General features: G+C 62.9%; 21 protein-coding genes and 1 pseudogene. 14 read left to right on the top strand and 8 right to left on the bottom strand.

Going from position 1 to position 20517, the window contains the following annotated elements:
• From E4K09_RS15360 to E4K09_RS15390, 7 genes are read right to left on the bottom strand one after another with little or no spacing between them, the layout of a single operon-like run.
• Window positions 1-1161, bottom strand: a complete 1161-nt coding sequence (locus E4K09_RS15360; RefSeq protein ID WP_134498445.1) for an acyl-CoA dehydrogenase family protein — start codon at window positions 1159-1161, stop codon at window positions 1-3.
• A 13-nt stretch (window positions 1162-1174) separates the two neighbouring features.
• Window positions 1175-2038, bottom strand: coding sequence for a MaoC/PaaZ C-terminal domain-containing protein (locus tag E4K09_RS15365; RefSeq protein ID WP_134498447.1), 864 nt, complete (start codon window positions 2036-2038; stop codon window positions 1175-1177).
• A 3-nt stretch (window positions 2039-2041) separates the two neighbouring features.
• On the bottom strand, window positions 2042-2956 hold the full coding sequence (locus E4K09_RS15370) for an SDR family NAD(P)-dependent oxidoreductase (protein ID WP_134498449.1): 915 nt from the start codon (window positions 2954-2956) through the stop codon (window positions 2042-2044).
• Window positions 2957-2976: 20 nt separating this feature from the next.
• A complete protein-coding gene (locus tag E4K09_RS15375; protein ID WP_134498451.1) occupies window positions 2977-4128 on the bottom strand; it encodes a thiolase in 1152 nt (383 codons plus the stop codon).
• The gene (locus E4K09_RS15380; protein ID WP_134498453.1) at window positions 4125-4514 is read right to left on the bottom strand and encodes a Zn-ribbon domain-containing OB-fold protein; all 390 of its coding nucleotides are present in this window, start codon (window positions 4512-4514) and stop codon (window positions 4125-4127) included. The genes E4K09_RS15375 and E4K09_RS15380 overlap by 4 nt, the downstream gene beginning before the upstream one ends.
• A complete protein-coding gene (locus tag E4K09_RS15385; protein WP_134498455.1) occupies window positions 4511-5101 on the bottom strand; it encodes a hypothetical protein in 591 nt (196 codons plus the stop codon). The genes E4K09_RS15380 and E4K09_RS15385 overlap by 4 nt, the downstream gene beginning before the upstream one ends.
• Window positions 5102-5884: an enoyl-CoA hydratase/isomerase family protein gene (locus E4K09_RS15390; RefSeq protein ID WP_204985736.1), complete on the bottom strand. Its 783-nt coding sequence runs from the start codon at window positions 5882-5884 to the stop codon at window positions 5102-5104.
• A 210-nt stretch (window positions 5885-6094) separates the two neighbouring features.
• Here E4K09_RS15390 and E4K09_RS15395 point away from each other — a divergent pair, with 210 nt between their 5' ends.
• The 13 genes from E4K09_RS15395 to E4K09_RS15455 all read left to right on the top strand — a co-directional run bounded on the left by E4K09_RS15395 (window position 6095) and on the right by E4K09_RS15455 (window position 18630).
• The gene (locus E4K09_RS15395) at window positions 6095-7255 is read left to right on the top strand and encodes an ABC transporter substrate-binding protein (protein WP_134498457.1); all 1161 of its coding nucleotides are present in this window, start codon (window positions 6095-6097) and stop codon (window positions 7253-7255) included.
• Between the two features lie 10 nt (window positions 7256-7265).
• A complete protein-coding gene (locus tag E4K09_RS15400; RefSeq protein WP_134498459.1) occupies window positions 7266-8042 on the top strand; it encodes an ABC transporter ATP-binding protein in 777 nt (258 codons plus the stop codon).
• Window positions 8039-8779, top strand: coding sequence for an ABC transporter ATP-binding protein (locus E4K09_RS15405; RefSeq protein WP_134498461.1), 741 nt, complete (start codon window positions 8039-8041; stop codon window positions 8777-8779). Before E4K09_RS15400 ends, E4K09_RS15405 begins: the two co-directional genes overlap by 4 nt.
• Window positions 8776-9642: a branched-chain amino acid ABC transporter permease gene (locus tag E4K09_RS15410; RefSeq protein ID WP_134498463.1), complete on the top strand. Its 867-nt coding sequence runs from the start codon at window positions 8776-8778 to the stop codon at window positions 9640-9642. Before E4K09_RS15405 ends, E4K09_RS15410 begins: the two co-directional genes overlap by 4 nt.
• Window positions 9639-10631 carry a branched-chain amino acid ABC transporter permease gene (locus tag E4K09_RS15415; RefSeq protein WP_204985737.1) on the top strand — a complete coding sequence of 331 codons (993 nt, stop codon included), beginning with the start codon at window positions 9639-9641 and terminating at the stop codon, window positions 10629-10631. The genes E4K09_RS15410 and E4K09_RS15415 overlap by 4 nt, the downstream gene beginning before the upstream one ends.
• Window positions 10632-10634: 3 nt before the next feature.
• The gene (locus E4K09_RS15420) at window positions 10635-11834 is read left to right on the top strand and encodes an acyl-CoA dehydrogenase family protein (protein WP_134498465.1); all 1200 of its coding nucleotides are present in this window, start codon (window positions 10635-10637) and stop codon (window positions 11832-11834) included.
• Entirely contained in the window at window positions 11834-12481 is a 648-nt protein-coding gene (locus E4K09_RS15425) for a TetR/AcrR family transcriptional regulator (protein ID WP_134498467.1), read from the top strand. The genes E4K09_RS15420 and E4K09_RS15425 overlap by 1 nt, the downstream gene beginning before the upstream one ends.
• Window positions 12478-13812, top strand: coding sequence for a phenylacetate--CoA ligase family protein (locus E4K09_RS15430; RefSeq protein ID WP_134498469.1), 1335 nt, complete (start codon window positions 12478-12480; stop codon window positions 13810-13812). The genes E4K09_RS15425 and E4K09_RS15430 overlap by 4 nt, the downstream gene beginning before the upstream one ends.
• Before the next feature lie 5 nt (window positions 13813-13817).
• On the top strand, window positions 13818-14900 hold the full coding sequence (locus E4K09_RS15435; protein WP_134498471.1) for a CoA transferase: 1083 nt from the start codon (window positions 13818-13820) through the stop codon (window positions 14898-14900).
• Window positions 14901-14914: 14 nt separating this feature from the next.
• Window positions 14915-15733: an SDR family NAD(P)-dependent oxidoreductase gene (locus tag E4K09_RS15440; RefSeq protein ID WP_134498473.1), complete on the top strand. Its 819-nt coding sequence runs from the start codon at window positions 14915-14917 to the stop codon at window positions 15731-15733.
• 9 nt (window positions 15734-15742) lie between these two features.
• Window positions 15743-16927, top strand: coding sequence for a CaiB/BaiF CoA transferase family protein (locus E4K09_RS15445; protein WP_134498475.1), 1185 nt, complete (start codon window positions 15743-15745; stop codon window positions 16925-16927).
• Between the two features lie 157 nt (window positions 16928-17084).
• Window positions 17085-17441 carry a PaaI family thioesterase gene (locus tag E4K09_RS15450; RefSeq protein WP_244610516.1) on the top strand — a complete coding sequence of 119 codons (357 nt, stop codon included), beginning with the start codon at window positions 17085-17087 and terminating at the stop codon, window positions 17439-17441.
• A 34-nt stretch (window positions 17442-17475) separates the two neighbouring features.
• Complete coding sequence (locus tag E4K09_RS15455; RefSeq protein ID WP_134498477.1) at window positions 17476-18630, top strand: ABC transporter substrate-binding protein; 1155 nt, start codon at window positions 17476-17478, stop codon at window positions 18628-18630.
• Window positions 18631-18994: 364 nt separating this feature from the next.
• Here E4K09_RS15455 and rpsU read toward each other — a convergent pair.
• Window positions 18995-19153: pseudogene (gene rpsU / locus E4K09_RS15460) on the bottom strand (30S ribosomal protein S21); the annotation flags it as partial.
• A 333-nt stretch (window positions 19154-19486) separates the two neighbouring features.
• Here rpsU and E4K09_RS30675 point away from each other — a divergent pair.
• Window positions 19487-20128: a cold-shock protein gene (locus tag E4K09_RS30675; protein ID WP_134498479.1), complete on the top strand. Its 642-nt coding sequence runs from the start codon at window positions 19487-19489 to the stop codon at window positions 20126-20128.
• Window positions 20129-20517: the final 389 nt, after the last annotated feature.

Below are 20517 nucleotides of genomic sequence, written 5' to 3' on the forward strand. Positions count from 1 at the left end.
TCACTTTCTCTGATCGAAACGGCGGCCGACGAGTTCGGCCGCGATGTTGACCTTCTGGATGTCGATGGCTCCGCCTGCGATGCCCCAGCCGAAGGAGTCACGCAGTCGCCGCTCCATGCCATATTCCTTGGCATAGCCATAACCGCCCATGAGCTGAAGCGCGGCTGCGGTGACCTCTCGGGTGATCTCGTTGGCGTAGCATTTGGCGATGGAGGCCTCGCGCGCATTGGGCAGGCCCTGTTCCGCATTGGCGGCCGCGCGATGAATCAGGAGGCGCGAGGCTTCCACCTTGATGGCCATTTCGGCCAGACGGATCTGCACGGCCTGGAAGTCCACGATCGGCTTGCCGAACTGCCTGCGCTCCTGGACATAGGCGGCCACGTATTCCAGCGCGCCCGCCGCGACGCCGAGCGCCATGGTGGCGTTGCCTAGCCTCTCGATGTTGAAGAGGCCCATCAGGCTCGAAAAGCCCCCCGGACCGACGAGCAGATGCTCGCGCGGAACCCGCACGTTCTCGAAAGTCATATCGGCGGACGGTACACCGCGGAAGCCCATGAGCTGCTCCTGCGGCCCGAAGGTAAGTCCGGGCGTGTCCTTGTCCACGAACACCGCCCCGATGCCCTTCGCGCCGGGCGTACCGTCGAACCGGCAGAACACCACATAGCCTTCCGAGTGCCCCGCGCCGGAGCACCAGCGCTTGGATCCGTCGATCACGATCGTATCGCCGTCGATGCGCGCGCGGGTGCGAAGATCCGTGAGCGCGGTACCCGCATCAGGCTCGGACATGGAAATCGCCACCAGCATGTCGCCTGAAACGACCTTGGGCACCACGCGCTCGCGCAGGGACGGGTGGCCGAGGCGCTCGACGATTCGAACCGGGCCCGCGCAGCACTCGAAGATCGGGAAGGCGACGCCGACGGAAACCTTCGCGAACTCCTCCATCACCAAGAACGCGTCGAGATGGGAGAGGCCGAGGCCGCCCAGGTCTGGATCGGCGTTGACGCCGAGAAATCCCATTTCGGCATAGCGCTTCAACCAGCCGTGGGGCACCGGATGCGAGGTTTCTTCGATCTCAGCGGCGAGCTTCGGCAGCTCGTTCTGTGCGAAGCGGCGGGCGCTTTCCTGCAGGGCGCGCTGGTCCTCGGTGAGGCGGAAGTCCATGGCTCGTCTCTCCTTAAGCCGCGTATTCGAAAAGGCCGTTGTTGAACACGACGGCATTGCGGGCTGAGATGCGGGCGCGGAAGGCCGCCCGGCCCGGCTCCTCTCGCCAGATGTCAATACTGATCGTCTCGCCCGGAAAAACAGGCGCGGAGAAGCGTCCTTCGAGCGCGATCACGCGCTCTGGCACATAATCGCAGAGTGCCGCCATGAGGCCATGGCCTGCCACTCCATACGTTGCCAGGCCGTGCAGGATCGGACGGTCGTATCCAGCCTTCTTCGCGAAGCCCGGATCGGCATGCAGCGGGTTGAGGTCGCCGGAGAGGCGGTAGATCAGGGCCATCTGGGAATGGGTCGGTATATCGATGGTCAGGTCGGGCTCGCGCTCCGGAACGGGGTGAGGCGTGCGCGGAGCCTCGATCTTGCCGCCGAACCCGCCATCCCCACGGCAGAAGACGGTCTGGAGCAGGGTTGCCATCCTTTCGCCCGTCGCCGCATCGGAGATCACACGCTCCGCATAGACGAGCGCGCCTTTGCCCGGTCCCTTGTCGACGAGATCGACGATGCGGGTGCGTCCAACGACCTCGCCTTCGGGCGGCAGAGGGCGGTGAAGGCGCATGGCCTGCTCGCCATGCACCACCTTCACCCAGTCGATCCCGGTGTCGAGATCGCGCATCCAGAAGCCCGGATAGGCCAGCACATTCGCCATGGTCGGCACCGCCTTAAGCTTCGCCTCGTCGACGAAGCGAAGCTGCCGCTCGTCCAAGGGGTCGACACCGTATCCGGTGCCCAGGGCGTAGAGGACGCTGTCGCGCCAAGTGTATGTCTGACGAATTTCGGGGAACTGCAGAGCAAAGAGCTTTTCAGGATCGATTGGCATGGCTCAGACCGGGTCCCAGGAGAAAACATCTGCGGAGCGCTCAAGTGGTGTGAGCGACGGACCGAAAGCACCGGGCAGTTGTTCTGCCAGCGCCTCGGGAGTCCAGCCCTCACCGCGATGAAGCGACCGAACCGGGCGCGGCTGACTCATGAGGAAGATCTCATTGTTGCGCACCGCAAAGATCTGTCCCGAAATATTCTTGGCCGCATCAGAACCCAGGAAGGCCACCATGGGGGCGATCTTCTCGGGCGTCATCTGCTTGAGTTTCGCAACGCGCACCTTGTCGGCTTCGGTCTCGGTCGGAATGGAGCTGACCATGCGGCTCCATGCGAAGGGTGCGATGCAATTGGAGCGAACGTTGAAGCGCTGCATGTCCATGGCGATGGCGCGAGAGAGGCCGACGATCCCGAGCTTGGCGGCCATGTAGTTCGCCTGACCAAAATTGCCCACGAGGCCCGCAGTCGAGGTCATATGGATGTAGGAGCCCGACTGCTGTTGTCGGAAATGAGTGGCGGCCGCACGGCTGATGTTGAAGCTGCCGTGGAGATGCACGTCGATCACGGCCCGCCACTCATCCGGATCCATGCGGTGGAAGATCGCATCCCGCAGGATGCCGGCATTGTTCACGACGATGTCGACGCGCCCGAAGTTGTCGAGTGCCGTCTGCACGATGCGTTGGGCGCTCGCCCAGTCCGCTACGGACTCGCGATTGGCCGCGGCCTGACCTCCGGCATCGCGGATGGCGGCCGCTGCTTCTTCCGCTGCGGAGGCGTTCTCGGTCTCTCCAGTGAGCGTGACGCCCACATCGTTGATGACAACGCTGGCGCCTGACTTGGCGAGCCCTTCCGCGATCGCGCGCCCGACACCCTGGCCTGCGCCTGTGACGATGGCAACCTTGCCCTCCAGCATTCCTGGCATGGTGGTTTCCTCCCTTTGTCTCAAAGTGTTGCTGCCGAGCCGAGGATCGCTGTCGCCTGGCTGGAGAGAACGCCTCCATTGGCATGGGCAAGAGCGATCTCGGCTCCCTGAACCTGCCGTGCGCCGCAGGCGCCGCGTAACTGCTCCACGGCTTCGATGATCGTAAACAAGCCGTACATTCCCGGATGATTGCAGGAGAGACCCCCGCCATTCGTGTTCACCGGCAGACGGCCGCCGGGCGCGATGGCTCCGCTCGAAACGAAGGCTCCGCCTTCGCCTTTGGGGCAGAAGCCTAGGTCTTCGAGAAACAGAAGCGTTGTAATCGTGAAGGCGTCATAAACCATCACATGGTCGATATCAGTCGGGCTGACGCCCGCCATCGCATAGGCCCTGCGGCTCGATTCCACGGCCGCCGTGGTGGTGAGGTCCGGCATGGCGGCGATCTGTCTGTGGCTGACGGCGACGCCGGTGCCCAGAACATAGGCGGGCGGCTTGGCAAGGTCGCGCGCCCGGTCGGCTCGAGTCACGACAAGGGCTGCGCCGCCATCGGTGACAAGGCAGCAATCCGCCCGCGTGATGGGATCGCTCACCATGCGAGAGGACAGGATTTCATCGCGGGTCAAAGGCCCTCGAGCGAATGCATCCGGGTTGAGATTGGCCCAGGCCCGGGCAGCGAGCGCCACGTCGGCGAGGTTCTCGCGGGTGGTCCCGAACTCGTGCATGTGCCGCGCGGCTGCGAGCGCATAGCTCGAAATCGGGTAGCGGGGCTTGTAGGGAGCCTCATAAGGCTGCGGATCGGGCATGGAGACGAGCCGCCCGCCCGCGCTGAGCTGATTGGAGCCGTAGCAGATCAGCGCCACATCGCACAAACCGTTCTCCAGGGCGGCGACGGCGCTCTGCAGGTGGAACAGAAACGAGGCGCCCCCCACCATGGTGCCGTCCGCATGCCGGACGGAAATTCCAAGACGCTCGGCCACATTGAGAACTGGCAGGCCCGAGGAAGATATGGCGCAGAAGAGGCCGTCCACATCCTTCAGGCCGAGTCCGCAATCCTCCAGCGCAAGGATCGCTGCTTCCTGCAACTGGTCGAAGGGTGTGCGCCCGGGTGCCTTCCAGCGCTTGGTGTTGCCGATGCCGACGATGGCGGCGCTGCCGCGAAGCGGATGGCTCATGAGGCGTCTCCCTTAGTGGGAACGAACACGACCATTGGCTCTGGGCCATCGACAATCCGCGCCTCGACCTTCAAGTCGATATGAACCGCATCGGGAGCGATTCCCTCTACGCGGCTCATCATGCGCGCGCCCTCTGCGAGATCGATAAGGGCGACGCTGTAGTTGCCCTCGCGCTCGCGCACGGTAGTGGCGGAATAAACCGTGCCTTGTCCGGTCGCCTCCTTCCAGGCGAGATCCGCCGAGCCGCATTCGCGGCAGACGAGAGCAGGAGGAAAGCGGCAGGTCCCGCATCGGCGGCATTGCTGTAGCATGAAACGGCCTTCCGCCAGGGAGGAGTGCCAGATCTCATCCGGTCCGGGACCGTCGAAGCGGGAATCCGTGCTCATGGAGCGCTCATGGGTTGGGGCTTGGCAAACCAGAGGTCGAAGCCGATGGCCTCTTTCAGGGGCAGTTCGCCCGAGGCCTTGAGGGCGCGCTTGAGGCGCCGTCCGATGCCGTCTCCAAGGATGGCCGCAATCTCCTCAACATGGGCGTCAGGATTGCTCACGCGAACCGCGAGTCCATAGTCCACGACACGCGCGAGGAGGTCCGCCGATGGATCGAAGATGATTGCACCCGTCAACGTGGAGCCGAGTCTGTGACGGAGAAGGGGGGCAAGCCCGGGGCTCGTGCGCCAATCGCCGCCCGTCTTCGCCTCAGGCCCGAGGACGGTGCGGTCCGCCGCGAGCAGGAGCGCAAGACCGCGTGAGCCGATGGGGCCGGAGGGCAGGGCAAAGACGGGGAGCGGGGCATCGAGTAGAAGGCCGATCATATCGCTATGGGCTTTGGCGTCCGTCACCTCCCCGGCGAACGAGCCGGAGATGACAAGTGCCGTGGCTTGCTCCGCTTCGCGCAGGCTGCGCTTCACCTGGGCAAGGATATCCGCATCCGTTGTCCGGTCTGGCAATTCTAGCCTGTGGAGTGCTGTGCTCATTTAACGCCCCTGATATCGAGGGCGGCGCTTTTCGAGGAAGGCCCGCGTGCCCTCCTGCGCATCCTCGGTTCCGAGAAGCCCCGCCATGAGGCCGACCTCATGGGCGAGCGCCGCGTGCAGGTTCATGGCTCCGGCGCCGCGCAAGGCGGCTTTCGCCGTGCGGCTGGCAAGCGGCGCTTTCGATGCGATGGCCAAGGCCTTGTCGAGAGTGGCCTCTATTATCCGCTCTGCAGGAACGATTTCGTCCGCCAACCCCATGCGCCGGGCCGTCCATGCGTCGACGAGATGGCCGAGCAGGGCGGCTTCCACCTGCGGGCCAGCGCCCGTGCGCTCCCGCCAGAGCTGCGTGCCGCCGGCGCCTGGAATGATGCCGAGATTGATCTCGGGCTGCCCGAAGACCGCATTGTCGCCTGCGACAATCAGGTCGCACGAAAGGGCAAGTTCGCATCCGCCGCCGAGGCAGAAGCCCGCTACGCCGGCCACGATGGGTTTCGAAGTGCCGTAAATGCTCTCGAAGGCTCGGCGGGTCGGGGAGGCGAGGTAGCTTGCAGGGGAATGGCCCGAAAGCGTGTCGATATCGGCGCCCGCCGAGAAGTTCTTCGGTCCGCCGGTCAGCGCCACCGCGTGAATCGCCGGATCCCGATCGGCCGCTGTCAGCTCTTCCGCAATCTTCGTGAGGATGGCCGGATTGAGCGCATTGCGCGCGGCTGGGCGATCAATGACGAGGAGCATGACAGTGCCCCTGCGCTCTGCCTTCACGAAAGAGGGTTCGTTTGATGTCATGGCAGCTCCCGAAGGTTGAACGGAAGGTTACATACTCAGTGGTATGTTCGCAAGTAGGTCTTGAACTTTGCTTCGGAAATGCCTCGGACGCGGATTTTATACTAGCTAATGAGATACAAGATTGCTTGGTTGACATTCAGACATACCCGTCGGTATCTTACCTTCCATAACCAGAAGACCGGTAACGGCGCACAATCAGGAGGAAGGTTCATGAAGGCTACCAAGACCCTTAAGACTCTCGCTATCGCGTCGCTTGGCGCGCTCGCCCTTTCCGCTCAGGGACATGCCCAAGCCCAGCAGCCCATCAAGGTCGGCGTGATCTTTCCGCTCAGTGGAGGCGCGGGCCCCCAGGGGCAGCACGTCACCCAGGCCATCCAGGCCATGGCGGCGATCATCAACGAAGCGGGTGGCGTCATGGGGCGCCAGATCGAAATCCTCTCCCGGGACGACGAATCAACGCCCGCCGTCGGCGTGTCGCGCGCCAACGAGCTCATCTCGTCGGGTGTCTCGCTCATCATCGAAGGCTGGAACAGCCCAGTGACGCTCGCCATGCAGCCGGTGATCAGCCGCGCCAATATTCTCGATATTACGGCGATCTCGAAGGCGGACCCGATCCTGTCGGGCGAAGGCAATCCTCTGGCGGTGCGCCTCAACAGCTCGAACTCGCAGGACGGCGCGGTGATCGCCAAATACATCGCTGGCACCAAGGCCAAGCGCATTGCCTTCATGACGGAAAACGACGCCTATGGAAACGGCGCGCAGGAATCCATCGAGGCCGAGCTCAAGAAGCTTAACTACGCCTATGACAAGGTGGCAGAGGAGAAGTTCCCGTTCAACCAGGCCGACTTCCGCGTCGCGCTGACCAATGTGCGCGCCGCCAATCCCGAGGTGACGATCGCCATCAATGCCAATGAGGGTCTCGGCATGCCGGCGCTCATTCGCCAAGCGAAGCAGAGCCGTCTTCCAGGGCAGCTCGTGACCGCAGTCGGCACCGTCGCGCCGAGCGTGATCTCCGTAGCGGGCGAGGCGGCCAACGGCGTGATCGGCGCTGACATCTACTTCCCGGATGTGGAGCCCTTCGCGTCGAACGAGGCGAACAAGAAGTTCGTCGCCAAGACCCAGGAGATGTTCAAGTACACGCCCGACAAGTACATGGCACTCGGTGCGACCTCGCTCCAGGTCTGGGCCATGGCGGCCAACGAGGTGAAAAGCCTCGACAAGGAACCGGTCGCCAAGCGCATCCGCGGCGGCAGCTTCAAGGGAACCATTTTCGGCGATGTTACCTTTGCGGCGAACGGTCAGCTCGAGTCGAACCATAAGCTCTTCACGATCGAGAACCAGAAGATCGTCGTCCGTCCGGTTTCGAACTGAGGGTGGTGAGATGTCCGGCGGTTTGAGTCCGGTTCTTCGCGTCGAGGGTCTTGGCGTCACCTATGGCGCCTTGGTCGCCCTCGACGAGGTTACCTGGAGTGTCGGCGCAGGCGAGATCCTCGGGATCATTGGCCCCAACGGCGCCGGAAAGAGCTCATGCTACGATGCTGTCACCCACCTCGTCAGACGGCGAGGACGTGTGTTTCTGAACGGCGAGGAGGTGACAGACACCGCACCTCATCTCCTCGCTGAGCGGGGTCTGAAAAGGGCCTTCCAGCAGAACGCCTTCTTCCACGAACTGACGGTTCTGGAGAATATGGTCACGGTGCTCCAGGACCAATACGGGACGGGCCTGCTGGCCACGACCCTGCTGCCCTTCACGCAAGTGCGCCGCAGGGCGGACGCAGTGGAGGACGCCAGGCAGCGCCTTATCCGATTTGGCATTCCCGAGGCCTATCACCACCTCAAGCCGACCAACATTCCCTATGGCACGCAGCGCATGCTCTCCATCGCGCTGGCTTACGGGAGCGGGGCGAAGGCCCTGCTTCTCGACGAGCCCGCCGCCGGTCTCGGCGGCGCAGACATGACCCACCTGATCAATCTTCTCATCTCACTCAAGAAGGAAGGTTTGGCTGTGGTCGTCATCGAACATCACATGGATCTGATCATGTCGGTTGCGGACCAGCTTGTGGTGCTGGAGCAGGGCAGGCTGCTCGCCAGCGGAGCGCCGCATCAGATCCAGTCTGATCCACGGGTTCTCGAGGCTTATCTGGGGCGCGCGCAATGAACACCCGTCCGGTTCTGGAAGCCACCAATCTCAGGGTCGCCTATGGCGGCAACATCGCCCTCGATGTGCCGCGCATTGCGGTCCGCGAGCGGGAACTCGTCGGCGTCGTCGGGGCAAACGGGGCAGGCAAGTCCACCCTCGTGAACGGTCTTCTGGGCTGGTCGCGCGGTTCGCCGAAAGTCTCCGGCAAGGTCATGCTGGACGGGAAGGACATGTCCCGTCTTCCGCCTCATGAGCGGGTCAAGGCCGGACTGCTTCTCATCCCCGAGGGCAAGCTCGTCTTCACCCAGATGAGCGTCGAGGAAAATCTCGCGGCGAGCGTGAATGCGCCTCATGACGGTCAGGGGCGGCGTCATTACTCCATCGACGATGTCTATACGCTCTTCCCGCGCCTTTACGAACGCCGGCACCATCTCGGCTCGCAGCTCTCCGGTGGTGAGCGCCAGATGCTCGGCATCGCGCGGGCGCTCAGGCTCGGGCCGAGAGCGCTGCTGTTGGACGAGCCCTCCATCGGCCTCGCGCCGCGGCTCGTCTCTACGGTTCTTGAAACCGTTCGTTCCCTGGTCGATTCAGGCCTCACCGTGCTCCTCGTCGAGCAGAACGTGAGGGCCGCGATCGAGGTGGTCGACCGTCTGGTCCTGCTCGAACGCGGACGGATCATCGCCGAAGGTCCGGCATCGGAGATGCGGGACGATCCCCGGATTGCCGAAGCCTATCTCGGAGCGCATGTGGCATGAATTTCACGCAGCAACTCGTCAACGGAATCGTCCTCGGCCATGCCTATGCGCTCATCGCCATTGGCTGGACTGTGCTTCTGGGCGTCGCTCGGCTGGTCAATTTCGGCCACGGCCAGATGTACATGCTGGGAGCCTTCGTGACCTGGTATGGGGTCTCCCGGCTCGGGCTTCCGTACTTCGTGGCCATTCCTGTGGCCATGCTGGTCGGCGTCGCGGTCGGCTATGTCATGCAGAGGGTCATGCTCCAGCTCACCCTGAAGCAGGATCTGGTGTCGATCATGATCGTCACCCTTGGCTTTGGCTATGTGCTCCATGGCGCGGCAGCCCTGTTCTTCGGCTCCACCGGCCAGATCCTTGAGACGCCGTTCTCAACCAAGGACATCTATTGGGGCGATCTCTGGTTCACCTATCAGGATATCGCCATCGTTATCGTGGCAATCCTGTTCTTCGCGGTCCTGAAATATGTGATCGACCGGACGCGGATCGGCAGGCTCGCCCGCATGGTGGCCGAGGATCCGCAATTGGCCCAACTCGCAGGCGTCAATGTGCGCCGCGTGTATCTGGGCGTCTTCGCCTTCGAAGGCGCAGCAGTCGCTCTGGCCGCCGCGCTCGTGGCTCCCCGCACGCCCATCCTCACATCGATGGGCTTCGACGAGGTGATCATCACCTTCGTGGTCGTCGTTCTCGGCGGCATCGGCAGCGTCACGGGCAGCTATGTGGCGGGTTTGGCGCTCGGTCTCTTCACGGCCTTCTTCGGAGCCTTCGTTTCACCCGCCTACGCGACCGCCGCCGCCTTCGCAGTTCTGATCGCGGTTCTGGTGGTCCGGCCTGGCGGCCTTGCCGTCAGCCCAGGAGGACGATGAGCATGAATTCCGGGATCAAGACTGTCCTGTTCGCTGCGCTTGCCGTCATCGGCTTCTTCGTCCCGACGCTGCTCGGTGGCTCCGGCGCAGTCTATGCAGCCTGCGTGCTGATCGCGATCTTTGCGGTCATGTCCTATGGACTCGACATCGTGGTGTCGGACCTTGGCGAAGTCAGCTTGGCTCACACGGTCTTCTTCGCGGTAGGGGCCTATACGACGGCATTGCTGTCGGTCAGTGCAGGCCTTGGGCCCGTCCTGTCGCTTGCGGGTGCGATCCTCATGGTGCTGCTGGTCGCGGCGGCGCTCGGATTCGTGACGCTGCAACTTCGCGAATTTGTGTTTTCCCTCGTGACCTATGCGGTCGCGGTGGTGGCGGCGACCATCGCCCAGAACTGGGATTTCCTTGGCGGCTCCGACGGCCTGCGTGGCATTCCGGCCTTCGAGCTATCGTGGCTGGGTTTCAAGGCCCGCAATGATCAGGAGCTCTGGCCCGTCGCCTATCTGCTGCTGCTCGTTGCGATCTATCTCGTGTCTGCCTTCCGTCGCTCGAAGCTGGGGCAGGCAGCCATGATGGTGCATCTCAACCAGCGCCTCGCGGTTACGTCCGGTGTCGACCCGCAACGCATCAGGCTTCAGGTCTTCCTGGTCTCCGCCCCGATCACCGCATCGGCCGGGTGGCTCTATGCCTACCAGCGGGCCTATATCAGCGCGGACGTGCTCGAGACCTACTTCCTCATCTTGATGCTTACGGCTGTCGTGGTGATGGGCCGCCGTCTTCTGCTCGGACCGCTGCTCGGCGTCGCGCTGATCCAGATTCAGGAAAAGTTCTTCTCCTTCGGCGGCTACGTGGACAAGATCATCCTCGGCAGTGTCCTCATTCTCACGCTCGCCTTCCTGCCCAACGGCCTTTTCGGAGTTGTTGCGCCGTTGCGGAATCTTTTCATCCGCCGCGCCACTCCGGTCGGCAAAACCATTCCTGAAAGGAGCTAAGTCATGACGGTCATCTGGCAGCCTGCTTTGGACGCTGAAGCCCAACGCTGGCAATCTCTGGCCGCGCAGTTGTCCGACGAACATTTCGCTCCTTTGACGGAGGAACTCGATCGGGAGCAGCGCTACCCGTGGGAGAACGTGCGCCGGCTCGTCGACAACAAGCTGGCCGGTCTCTTCATTCCGAAGGCTTACGGCGGCGAGGGCGCGAGCCTGACATCGACGGTCGCAGTGGTCGAGCGCGTCGGGTCGGGCTGCTCGTCCACGGCCGCCATCCTATGCGCATATCAGCTCGGAGCCTTCCCGGTTCTGCTCGCAGGCCGCGAGGACCAGAAGCAGCTCTATCTGGGCGAGATGACCAGGGGCGTCGCTACCAGTTTCGCCCTGTCGGAGCGCGAGGCGGGATCGGATGCCGCCGCCATTGCGGCGACCGCCGTTCGCGAAGGCGACGGCTGGCGTATCAAGGGCGAGAAGTACTGGATAGGCAACGGCGGCGCGTCTCGTTACTACGTGGTTTTCGCCAAGACCGACCCGGCCGCGGGCGGCCGGGGCATCTCGGCGTTCATGGTTGACAAGGAGCAGGAAGGCGCAGTCGTCGACGAACTCTCCGACAAGATGGGAATTCGCGGCACCCAGACATCGAACCTGAAGCTCGACATCGTCGTGCCGGACGAGGCGCGGATCGGTGAGGTCAATCGGGCCCTGCGCCTGGCCTTCCAGACTCTCAATGTAGGCCGCGTTATGGTGGCCGCTCAATCCCTCGGGCTGGCGCTCGCCGCTTATCGCGAGGCCTCGCGGCGGGCCGTCGAACGCAAGGCCTTCGGGCAGGTGATCATCGATAACCAGGGTATTGGCTTCAAGCTCGCGGACATGGCTGTCGAGATCTCCGCAGCCCGCATGATGCTCTACGAGGCCGCCAAGGCTTATGACGAGGGACGGGACGTCGCCAATCTCGGAGCAATGGCCAAGCTCTATGCATCGGAAGTGGCACACAGGGCGGCCGACGCCGCGGTGCAGATCTGGGGCGGCTTCGGTTACTGCAAGCCAAACGTAGCCGAGCGGCTCTATCGCGACCAGCGCGTTCTGGAAATCTATGAGGGCACGTCCGAGGTCCAGCGTCTTGTGCTGGCGCGCGCAGTGCGCAAGGAAGTCGAGGATGCCGCTGCCGCAGGGCAGTGGGAAACCTCGCAGAGACGGAGCGCCTGATGGAGGCAAATACTTCTTCCCTTCTATCGCTGACCGGCAACGAGGCGCGGGACGAAATCGTCCGCGCCGCAGCCGAAGTTTTCATGGAGTTCGGCTTCGCGGCTACGTCCATCGACGCCGTGGCCGAGCGGCTGGGAGCGACCAAGGGACGGATCTATCACTATTACGGCAGCAAGGCGGAGCTATACTTCGACGTGCAGATTGCCGCTATGGAAAAGCTGATCCGTGAGATCGAGCCAATCGCCAAAGGGTCGGGCAACGCCGCTGAGCGCCTCGAGGCGATGGCGTTGCGTCACACGACGATCCTCATGGAAGATCTCTCGATGCAGAAGGTCGCCGTTCGGGGTCTGGAGCGGGAGCTTCTCGGCGCAGTCGCCGCACGGCATGCCAAGACCCTGCGCTCAATCATCCGCCTGCGCGACGACTACGAGCAGATCTTCGCCGAGGTCATCGACGACGGGATACGCGACGGTCTGTTCGTGGATCTTCCGCCGCGCCTTGCGACCAAGCCGTTCTTCGGAGCCCTGAACTGGCTCACGGTTTGGTACGTGCCGCGCCGTCTGCAGACGGTGGAGGACATTGCCGAGATTGCCCGTACCCTGACCGGATGCGCCATGCGCGGAATTCTTAAAGGAGCTCACCCTTGAATGCTCAAATTATCCGACCGTATTCCAATGACGTCTGGGATCCCGTCGAGACATGGTCCCGGGATCGGATCGAGGAGTTGCAGCTCAATGCCCTGAAGACGCAGCTCGCCCGCGTTGAAGCCAAGAGCGCCTATTACCAGAAGGTCTTCAAGCAGGTCGGGTTCTCGGCTGGGGACTTCAAGAGTTTTGAGGATCTGCGCCGTTTGCCAATCACCCGCAAGGCCGACTACGTGGCGGGCCTTCAGGAGGATCCGCCTTTCGGGACCATGCGCGCCGTGGAGCTGAACGAGGCGGTGCGCGTGCACTTCTCGTCGGGCACGACCGGGCGTCCGTCGCCGGTGCTGTGGTCGAAGCGCGACATCGAACGTTGGGCCGATCTCTATGCCCGCTATCTCTACGCCCAGGGGCTGCGCGCCGGCGACGTGTTCCAGTGCATGTTCAACTACTCGTGGTTCGTTGGGGGATTGGGTGCGACGCTTGCCGCGCAACATATCGGCGCGCTGGTGATCCCCGGCGGCTCGGTGGACACCAAGCGGCAGATCGAAACCATCAAGGAATACCGCACCAAGTGCGTCATCGGCACGCCGTCCTTCATGGCCCATGTGGCGGAAGCAGCCGAGGAGATGGGCGTCGATCTCGCGTCCTCTACGGTCAGTATGGTGTGCGTCGGTGGCGAGCCCGGCGCGAGCATCCCCGGCACCCGCGAGCGTCTGGAGCGCATGTGGGGCGCGAAGATGTTCGATTGCTACGGCGCGCTAGAGTGCCAGCCCATCGGCTGGGACACCGCCCTGCAGCTCGGGCCTCAGATCGCCGAGGACTTCATCTATGTGGAGATTCTCGACCCGGATACTCTGGAACCCGTCGAGGACGGCGAGCGCGGCGTTCTCGTGCTTACCCACCTCGACAAGGAGGCCTGTCCGCTCGTGCGCTGGTGGACGGGCGACGTGGTCGTCCGCGACCGCGCGCCGACACCGGACGGACGTACCCACGCGACCCTGAGAGGCGGCGTTCTGGGCCGCGCGGACGACATGCTCATCGTTCGGGGCGTCAATCTGTTTCCGAGCGCCGTCGAGGACATCGTGCGCGCTTTCCCGGGCACGACCAACGAATACGTCCTCGTTATCGACGATTCCGTGAAGGATCCGAAGTCCGGCTTTCTTACGGGCGTGAAGCTGCGCGTCGAGCGCACGGATGATGCGCCCGAGGATTTGGGCGAGAAGCTCTCATACCGGCTGCGCGAGCGCCTGCAGGTCCGCTTCGTAGTCGAGGTTTTGCCGGCAGGTTCCCTGCCTCGCACGGTCCACAAGGCCAAGCGCGTTATCACGGAGTAGGCATCATGGCAGCGCCGCGTCCGCTTGAAGGTAAACGCGTTATCGAGTTGTCGCAGTTCATTGCCGGACCGACAGCGGCGCAACTTCTGGCGGACTTCGGGGCCGAGGTCATCAAGATCGAGGCTCCGGCCGGCGACGGGTCGCGCGGGCTTCCGGGCACCGCGTTCGGCAGCGTCTATACGCGCAGCTTCAACACGTCGAAGGAGAGCCTCATCATCGACACGCGCCAGGAGGCGGATCGCACAAAGCTGTTCGACCTTTTGAACAATGCGGACGCACTCGTCTGTAACCTCGCGCCGGGTGCCCTGAGGCGCCTCGAACTGGACGCGGTATCCATTCGCCACCGGTTCCCCCGCCTGATCGCCACGCTCGTGTCCGGCTACGGCCAACAGGACGACCGGACCTGCATGGACACCATCGCTCAATGCGAGAGCGGCTTCGCATGGCTCAATGGAGCCGAGGACGGCAGTCCGCGCATCTCCACGAGCTGGCCCGCCGACTTTTTCTCAGGTCTCTACGCGGCCCTCTCCACCGCCATGGCTCTGGCGGAGACCAACCGCACCGAGGGCTGCATCATCGACATCTCCATGATGGAGATCGCCGCCGCCATGCTGCTCGGGCCCGCAGCCCTTCTGGTTTCTGAAGGCGGTACGCCTGCGCCCGGCACCGGCAACCGCGACCGCGCCTCGGCTCCTTCGGGCATCTATCCGTGCCAGGACGGCTACGTCTACATCTATGGGGGGCTCGACCCTTATTGGGCAAAGCTGAAAGGCATCGTCGGCGGAAGCGACGCGCCTGCAGGCGAACGTCTCGCCCAGGCGGAGGAATTCGACCGGCAAGTCAGCGCATGGACATCGCAGTATACCCGCGAGGCCGTGCTCTCCGTCATGAATGAACTCGCCATTCCGGCAGGCTCCGTGCGCGACCCCATGAACGCCGTGGAGATGATCCGCAACTTGCGCGACGGCGCGGTGAGTCGCCGGCTCGAGACCGGCGAGCACGTGCCCAGCTTTCCCGCCCTGTTCGACGGCGAACGTGTCCACCGTTCGCCAGCCCCAACGCTCGGCGGCAGCCGCCGAGCCGATTGACCCGGAGCAACGCTATGTCCTCAACCTCCTTCAACGATCCTTATGACGCCTCCGTGCTCCGCGAGGGTCTTCTCGTGAACCGCTCGGCCTTCGTGTCCGGTGCAGGCTCCGGCATTGGCCGCGCCATCGTGCTTCGCCTCGTGCAGCTCGGCATGCACGTCTTCGGCACAGGCCGCCGCGTCGAGATGCTGGAGGAGACGGCGGGCCTCACGAAAGGCATGGCCGGGCAGTTCACCTACAAGCCTTGCAATGTTCGCGACACGGACGCCGTCGAGGCGCTTGTCCGTGAGGCCGGCGAGAGCCGGGGGATCGACCTTCTGGTCAACAATGCGGGCGGGCAGTTCTTCGCGCCTGCTACCGCGATCAGCCGTAAGGGCTGGGACGCGGTGATCGACCTGAATCTGAGTGCGGTTTTCACCGTCACGAAGGCGGCTTATCCTTACCTCAAGGTCAGCCGCGGCAGCGTGGCAAGCATCTCGCTCTCAGGCGTCGACCGAGGGTCCATGGGGCTCGCGCATTCCATCGCCGCGCGCGCGGGCGTTCTCGGCATGACGCGGTCGCTCGCGCTCGAATGGGCGAAGGACGGCATCCGGCTCAACTGCATCGCACCCGGCACGGTGGTCACGGAAGGTCTCGCCGGAGAGGCAGCGCGTCCCATGCTTGAGCGGCTGGTGGAAGCCACGCCCATGGGCATTCCAACTTCGGTCGAGGAGGTGGCGGAACTCGTCGCTTACCTCGCAAGCCCCGCCGGACGCTTGATGACCGGCCAACTCATCCAGATCGACGGCGCCGCACATCTTGGACCTGGCCTTCACATGATCGCTGCCGAGTAGGAACGCACTATGCTGGCCTTAGAGGGAATAAAGGTTCTCGATCTGTCGCGGGTGCTTGCGGGACCATGGTGCACACAGACTCTCGCCGACCTCGGGGCCGATGTATGGAAGATCGAGGAGCCGACCAAGGGTGACGACACGCGAAGCTGGATGCCGCCCGAGATCAACGGCGAGTCCACTTATTTCCTGTGCTGCAACCGTTCGAAGCAATCGGTAGCCATCGACATGAAGGGCCCTGAAGGACGGGCCACGGTGCGCCGCTTGGCCGAGAAGGCGGATGTACTGGTGGAGAATTTCCGGACAGGGGCGCTCGACCGCTTTGGGCTCGGTTATGAGCAACTCGCGGCGGTCAATCCGCGCCTGATCTATTGCTCCATCTCGGGTTATGGCCGCACCGGCTCCCGCGCCGAGGAGGCTGGTTACGACTTCGCGATCCAGGCGGAAAGCGGCCTCATGGCCATCACAGGCGAACCGGATGGCTCGCCGATGAAGCACGGTGTTGCGATTACCGATATCGTGACTGGTATGAACGCCACGCAGGCGATTCTGGCGGCGCTCCTTGCGCGCGAAAAGACCGGGCGGGGGCAACTCATCGACGTCTCCCTGTTCGACTCCGCCGTCGCCCTTCTGGCCAATGTCGGCTCAGGGTACCTGGCAACGGGAAGCGAGCCCAGGCGGTACGGCAACGCGCATGCAACGGTCGTGCCTTATCAACTCTTCGACACCGCCGATGGAGTGCTGGCGCTTGCGGTCGGCAATGACCTTCAGTTCAAGAACTTGTGCCTTCTAGTTCTCGAACGTCCTGATCTCTGGTCCGACGAACGATATAAGAAGAACCGTGATCGCGTTCTGAACCGGAGTGACCTGATCCCGGCCCTTGCGGAGGTGTTCCGCACACGCGGCACGGCAGATTGGATTACGCTGCTCAAGCAGGCTGGCGTTCCTGCGGGGCAGGTTCGAAAAGTGTCCGAAGTCTTCTCCAGCCCCGAAGTGGCGGAACGCGAGATCGTGGCTGAGGTGCCGGATGAGCGGCACGGAACTTTGCGAATGACCGCTTCGCCCCTGCGGTTCTCAGGAACGCCTGTGCGGCCGCCGGCAGCACCTCCGCGGCTCGGAGAGCATACCGGCCAGGTCCTCAAGCGAGAGCTCGGGATGAGCGAAGAGGAAATCAGACGGATCAAAGCGCCAACCTAAGGATTCAAAAGATCTTACAACTCGACAGTGATCAGGGACATCGCGCTAGGAAAGATGGGTGAACGGTATGCCTTCCACATTCTCGGAGCCTGGATCTCCTAGTGTCTTCGATCCTGCTCGAGAGGGTTGGATCATCCGGGAGGACGAGCCCGGTTTCATGGTGCTGATCGGCCCTTTGTGGCAGCAGGGCGACGGACAGGATCTCACCTTTGGCTTCCTTGCGGAGGACAAGCACCTCAACAGACGGGGTGTGGTGCATGGCGGCATGCTGATGGCATTCGCCGATCAGGCGCTCGGGCTTACTGCCAGAGAGCTCACAGGCGGCTTACCCCAGGCAACGATCCAGCTCGATACGCACTTTATCGCTCCGGCCGTTGCCGGAGAGTTTATCAGCGTTAAGGCCGAGGTTGTCCGGCGCACGCGCTCGATCCTGTTCATGCGCGGGACGCTGCGAGTCGGCGAGCGCTCTGTCGCCTCCTCGCAAGGGATATGGAAGGTGCTCTCGAAAGACTGAGTTGATCCAGCAAGGGAATCCCAGGGAGGAAGCCATGAAGACCACTCTAAAAGCACTTGCGTTAGCTGCATTAAGCGCATTCGCGGGGGCTAGCGCGCATGCCCAGCAAAGCCCGGTCAAAGTCGGCGTGATCCTGCCGCTGAGTGGCGGAGCAGGACCTCAAGGCCAGCATGTGACCCAAGCCATTCAGGCTATGGCGGCGATCATCAACGAGTCCGGCGGCGTTATGGGCAGACCAATCGAGATCCTGAGCCGAGACGATGAATCGACGCCGGCGATCGGTGTCTCTCGAGCGAATGAGTTGCTCACCCAAGGTGTCTCGGTGATTATCGAGGGGTGGAACAGCCCGGTGGCGCTAGCCATGCAGCCCGTCATCAGCCGTGCAGGCATTCTTGATATCACAGCGTTTGCAAGTGCGGATGCCATTCTTTCCGGTGAAGGGAATCCTCTTGCGATACGGCTCAATGCCTCGAACTCTCAGGGTGGAGCTGCCGTTGCTGCTGTCATAGCTAACAAGTTAAAGGCAAAGCGCGTCGCATTTTTGACTCAGAACGACGCTTATGGGAATGGCACCCAGGCTTCTATTGAAGCTGAGTTGAAGCGGCTTGGATACGCGTATGAAAAAGTGGCAGAGGAGAAATTTCCCTTCACCCAATCGGACTTTCGGGTGGCTCTGACTAACGTCAAGGCCGCGAACCCTGATGTCACTGTCGCCATCAACGCGAATGAAGGTTTAGGGATGCCAGCCCTCATCCGCCAATCGCGCCAGATCCGATTGCCGGGTCAGCTCCTGGCAGCGTTAGGCACTGTTGCGCCAAGCGTCATCTCTGTTGCTGGCGATGCGGCCAATGGCCTGATGGGAACCGATATATACTTTCCCGACGTGGAGCCATTCGCCTCGAATGAGGTGAATAGGAAGTTCGTAGCAAAGACGAGAGAATTGTTCAATTATACTCCCGACAAGTTCATGGCGGTGGGAGCCTTTGCGTTGCAGGTCTGGGCTATGGCGGCGAATGAGCTGAAGACCCTCGATAAGGAGCCTCTCGCTAAGCGCATCCGCGGCGGAAGCCTCAAGAACACGATCTTTGGCGATGCAACGTTCGAGACTAATGGGCAGCTCAAATCCCGGATCTATACCTTCTCCGTTCAGGAACAGAAGATCGTAGTGGATCTGGCTCAAAGCAATTAGTTCAATGCGCTCCGCGCCGGCCTCGACGTCCACACGATGCCGCCGATCAACGTCGAGCTCCGGCGCGGATGAAACGTATCGCTGCACAGCGACAGCAGCATCGTCAGACAGGGGCTGCCTCCAACATACTGAACCTCCAACCTCCGGTATGTCAGGGTGGGGTCGAGGCCCGTTCTGTTATAGGTCGCTCCGCCAAAGTCCGCTGACCTGCCGGTGGGCTATGTCGGCTCCTGGCACGGCGCCGAAGTAATGCTTTGGTCCGCTCGCCGCGCCTCAGCAGACCTTCAGAATGGGCAGGGGGGCTTCAGAGGCGGAGTCCGAGCTGACCGTCGCTGGTGGAGATCGTGCATCACGACTGTACGTTGCGCCGAACTGCTTCCGCCTTTTCACGGGTCTTGCGCTCGGAGGGCTTCTCGTAGGCTTTGCGCTGCTTCATCTCACGGAAGATGCCTTCGCGCTGCATCTTCCTCTTGAGCGCCCTGAGTGCCTGATCGACATAGTTATCGCGTACCAATACCTGCAAAACGGCGTCCAATCTCTTGCTGTGAACGGGCCGGCGGACCTGGCGCATGCTGCGGGCGATGGTGGTCGGCTGGAAAGAGGGGGCTTTCGCCCTCCTGGCGAGGCCCGACCTTGGCATGATGTTACGCCGTGTGATGGATTTCCTCGTCCAAGACGAGCAAAAAGCAATCCCTACCCAACAGTTTAAGAGACAACCGCGACGCGGCATAGGGACACCGATCTCTGGATACCTCATCCGAGACCTCATCGTGGGCCGGCAAGCATCTTGCCCTGACGTGGCTGAAGCGCTACGCCTCTAGGTGGAAACCAACAATAGACGTCAGAAGGCAGACCAATGGGCCGGGGTAACGAGCACCGCAGCCGCCAGCGCCAATTCGGCGCTCAACCAGCCGATCCTTGGGGCGATTATGCCCCGCCACCGTCCCATGACCGGACGCCGCGCCCACAGACCTCACGCGCATCGTCCAGCCGCGAGACCCAGGCGCGGGTGAAGTGGTTCAACCCCGAGAAGGGGTTTGGCTTCGTCGAGCTGACGGATGGCTCGGGCGAGGCCTTTCTGCACATCAGGCAGGTTGAGGCCGCGGGCCATGGCAATCTGCCCTCCGGCACGACCCTGGCTGTCCAGGTTGGACCAGGCCAGAAGGGCCCTCAGGTTAACGAGATCCTGCATGTCGACACCAGCACGGCAGAGCCTGAGCCACCGCGGCGTGGGCCACGTCCGGCAGGACGTCCGGGTCACCCCCGCCCGGCAGGGGCACCCGTCGCTTCGCCAGACGCTTTGGGGACGGTGAAGTGGTACGACGAGGTGAAGGGCTTCGGCTTTGTCGCTGTGGAGGGCGAGAGCAAGGACCTGTTCGTTCACGTCTCGGTTCTGCAACGCGCTGGCCTGGCCCGATTGGATCAAGGGCAGACGGTTCGCGTCGCGATCGTGGAGGGGCGCAAGGGCCGTGAAGTCGGGGCCATCGAACTCGCTTGAGAGCGAGCTAGGTCGCGCGGACCGGAAGCAGCCTCAATCATGAGGTTTGCACCGGTTCTGCACGACCAGCGAGAGAGCGCCCCGCATCACCACCTGTCCGGCTTCGTCCTGACGCTGGCGAGAAAGACGTGCTGATCTTTGCCGACGAAGGTCTGGAAACGGCACATCCCGAAAGTAAGCCAAATTTCAGTAAAGGTGCGACAAGCGAACCTTGATTTAGTCAGCCCAACGTTACACCTTGACCCTTTCCGGACATAATCGTGTGCGGGCGCGGAGGATGTTCTCGGACATTGACTTAGGAGGGCGGGATGGATGCGATCTCGCCCACCAGGCCCTCAAGGCACAGCCGGGGCTTGCGGTAGTGCTTACCTCAGGCCGCTCGCGCAGGT

The organism is Microvirga pakistanensis, assembly GCF_004458765.1.
Lineage (GTDB): Bacteria > Pseudomonadota > Alphaproteobacteria > Rhizobiales > Beijerinckiaceae > Microvirga > Microvirga pakistanensis.

Bases quoted from the DNA above. Each gene is read 5' to 3' on its own strand.
- E4K09_RS15365 (WP_134498447.1), bottom strand. From the start codon at position 2,038: ATGCCAATCGATCCTGAAAAGCTCTTTGCTCTGCAGTTCCCCGAAATT.
- E4K09_RS15370 (WP_134498449.1), bottom strand. From the start codon at position 2,956: ATGCCAGGAATGCTGGAGGGCAAGGTTGCCATCGTCACAGGCGCAGGC.
- E4K09_RS30675 (WP_134498479.1), top strand. From the start codon at position 19,487: ATGGGCCGGGGTAACGAGCACCGCAGCCGCCAGCGCCAATTCGGCGCT.
- E4K09_RS15385 (WP_134498455.1), bottom strand. From the start codon at position 5,101: ATGAGCACAGCACTCCACAGGCTAGAATTGCCAGACCGGACAACGGAT.
- E4K09_RS15450 (WP_244610516.1), top strand. From the start codon at position 17,085: ATGGTGCTGATCGGCCCTTTGTGGCAGCAGGGCGACGGACAGGATCTC.
- E4K09_RS15455 (WP_134498477.1), top strand. From the start codon at position 17,476: ATGAAGACCACTCTAAAAGCACTTGCGTTAGCTGCATTAAGCGCATTC.
- E4K09_RS15395 (WP_134498457.1), top strand. From the start codon at position 6,095: ATGAAGGCTACCAAGACCCTTAAGACTCTCGCTATCGCGTCGCTTGGC.
- E4K09_RS15445 (WP_134498475.1), top strand. From the start codon at position 15,743: ATGCTGGCCTTAGAGGGAATAAAGGTTCTCGATCTGTCGCGGGTGCTT.
- E4K09_RS15435 (WP_134498471.1), top strand. From the start codon at position 13,818: ATGGCAGCGCCGCGTCCGCTTGAAGGTAAACGCGTTATCGAGTTGTCG.
- E4K09_RS15410 (WP_134498463.1), top strand. From the start codon at position 8,776: ATGAATTTCACGCAGCAACTCGTCAACGGAATCGTCCTCGGCCATGCC.
- E4K09_RS15405 (WP_134498461.1), top strand. From the start codon at position 8,039: ATGAACACCCGTCCGGTTCTGGAAGCCACCAATCTCAGGGTCGCCTAT.
- E4K09_RS15400 (WP_134498459.1), top strand. From the start codon at position 7,266: ATGTCCGGCGGTTTGAGTCCGGTTCTTCGCGTCGAGGGTCTTGGCGTC.
- E4K09_RS15425 (WP_134498467.1), top strand. From the start codon at position 11,834: ATGGAGGCAAATACTTCTTCCCTTCTATCGCTGACCGGCAACGAGGCG.
- E4K09_RS15380 (WP_134498453.1), bottom strand. From the start codon at position 4,514: ATGAGCACGGATTCCCGCTTCGACGGTCCCGGACCGGATGAGATCTGG.
- E4K09_RS15375 (WP_134498451.1), bottom strand. From the start codon at position 4,128: ATGAGCCATCCGCTTCGCGGCAGCGCCGCCATCGTCGGCATCGGCAAC.
- E4K09_RS15420 (WP_134498465.1), top strand. From the start codon at position 10,635: ATGACGGTCATCTGGCAGCCTGCTTTGGACGCTGAAGCCCAACGCTGG.
- E4K09_RS15360 (WP_134498445.1), bottom strand. From the start codon at position 1,161: ATGGACTTCCGCCTCACCGAGGACCAGCGCGCCCTGCAGGAAAGCGCC.
- E4K09_RS15390 (WP_204985736.1), bottom strand. From the start codon at position 5,884: ATGACATCAAACGAACCCTCTTTCGTGAAGGCAGAGCGCAGGGGCACT.
- E4K09_RS15440 (WP_134498473.1), top strand. From the start codon at position 14,915: ATGTCCTCAACCTCCTTCAACGATCCTTATGACGCCTCCGTGCTCCGC.
- E4K09_RS15415 (WP_204985737.1), top strand. From the start codon at position 9,639: ATGAGCATGAATTCCGGGATCAAGACTGTCCTGTTCGCTGCGCTTGCC.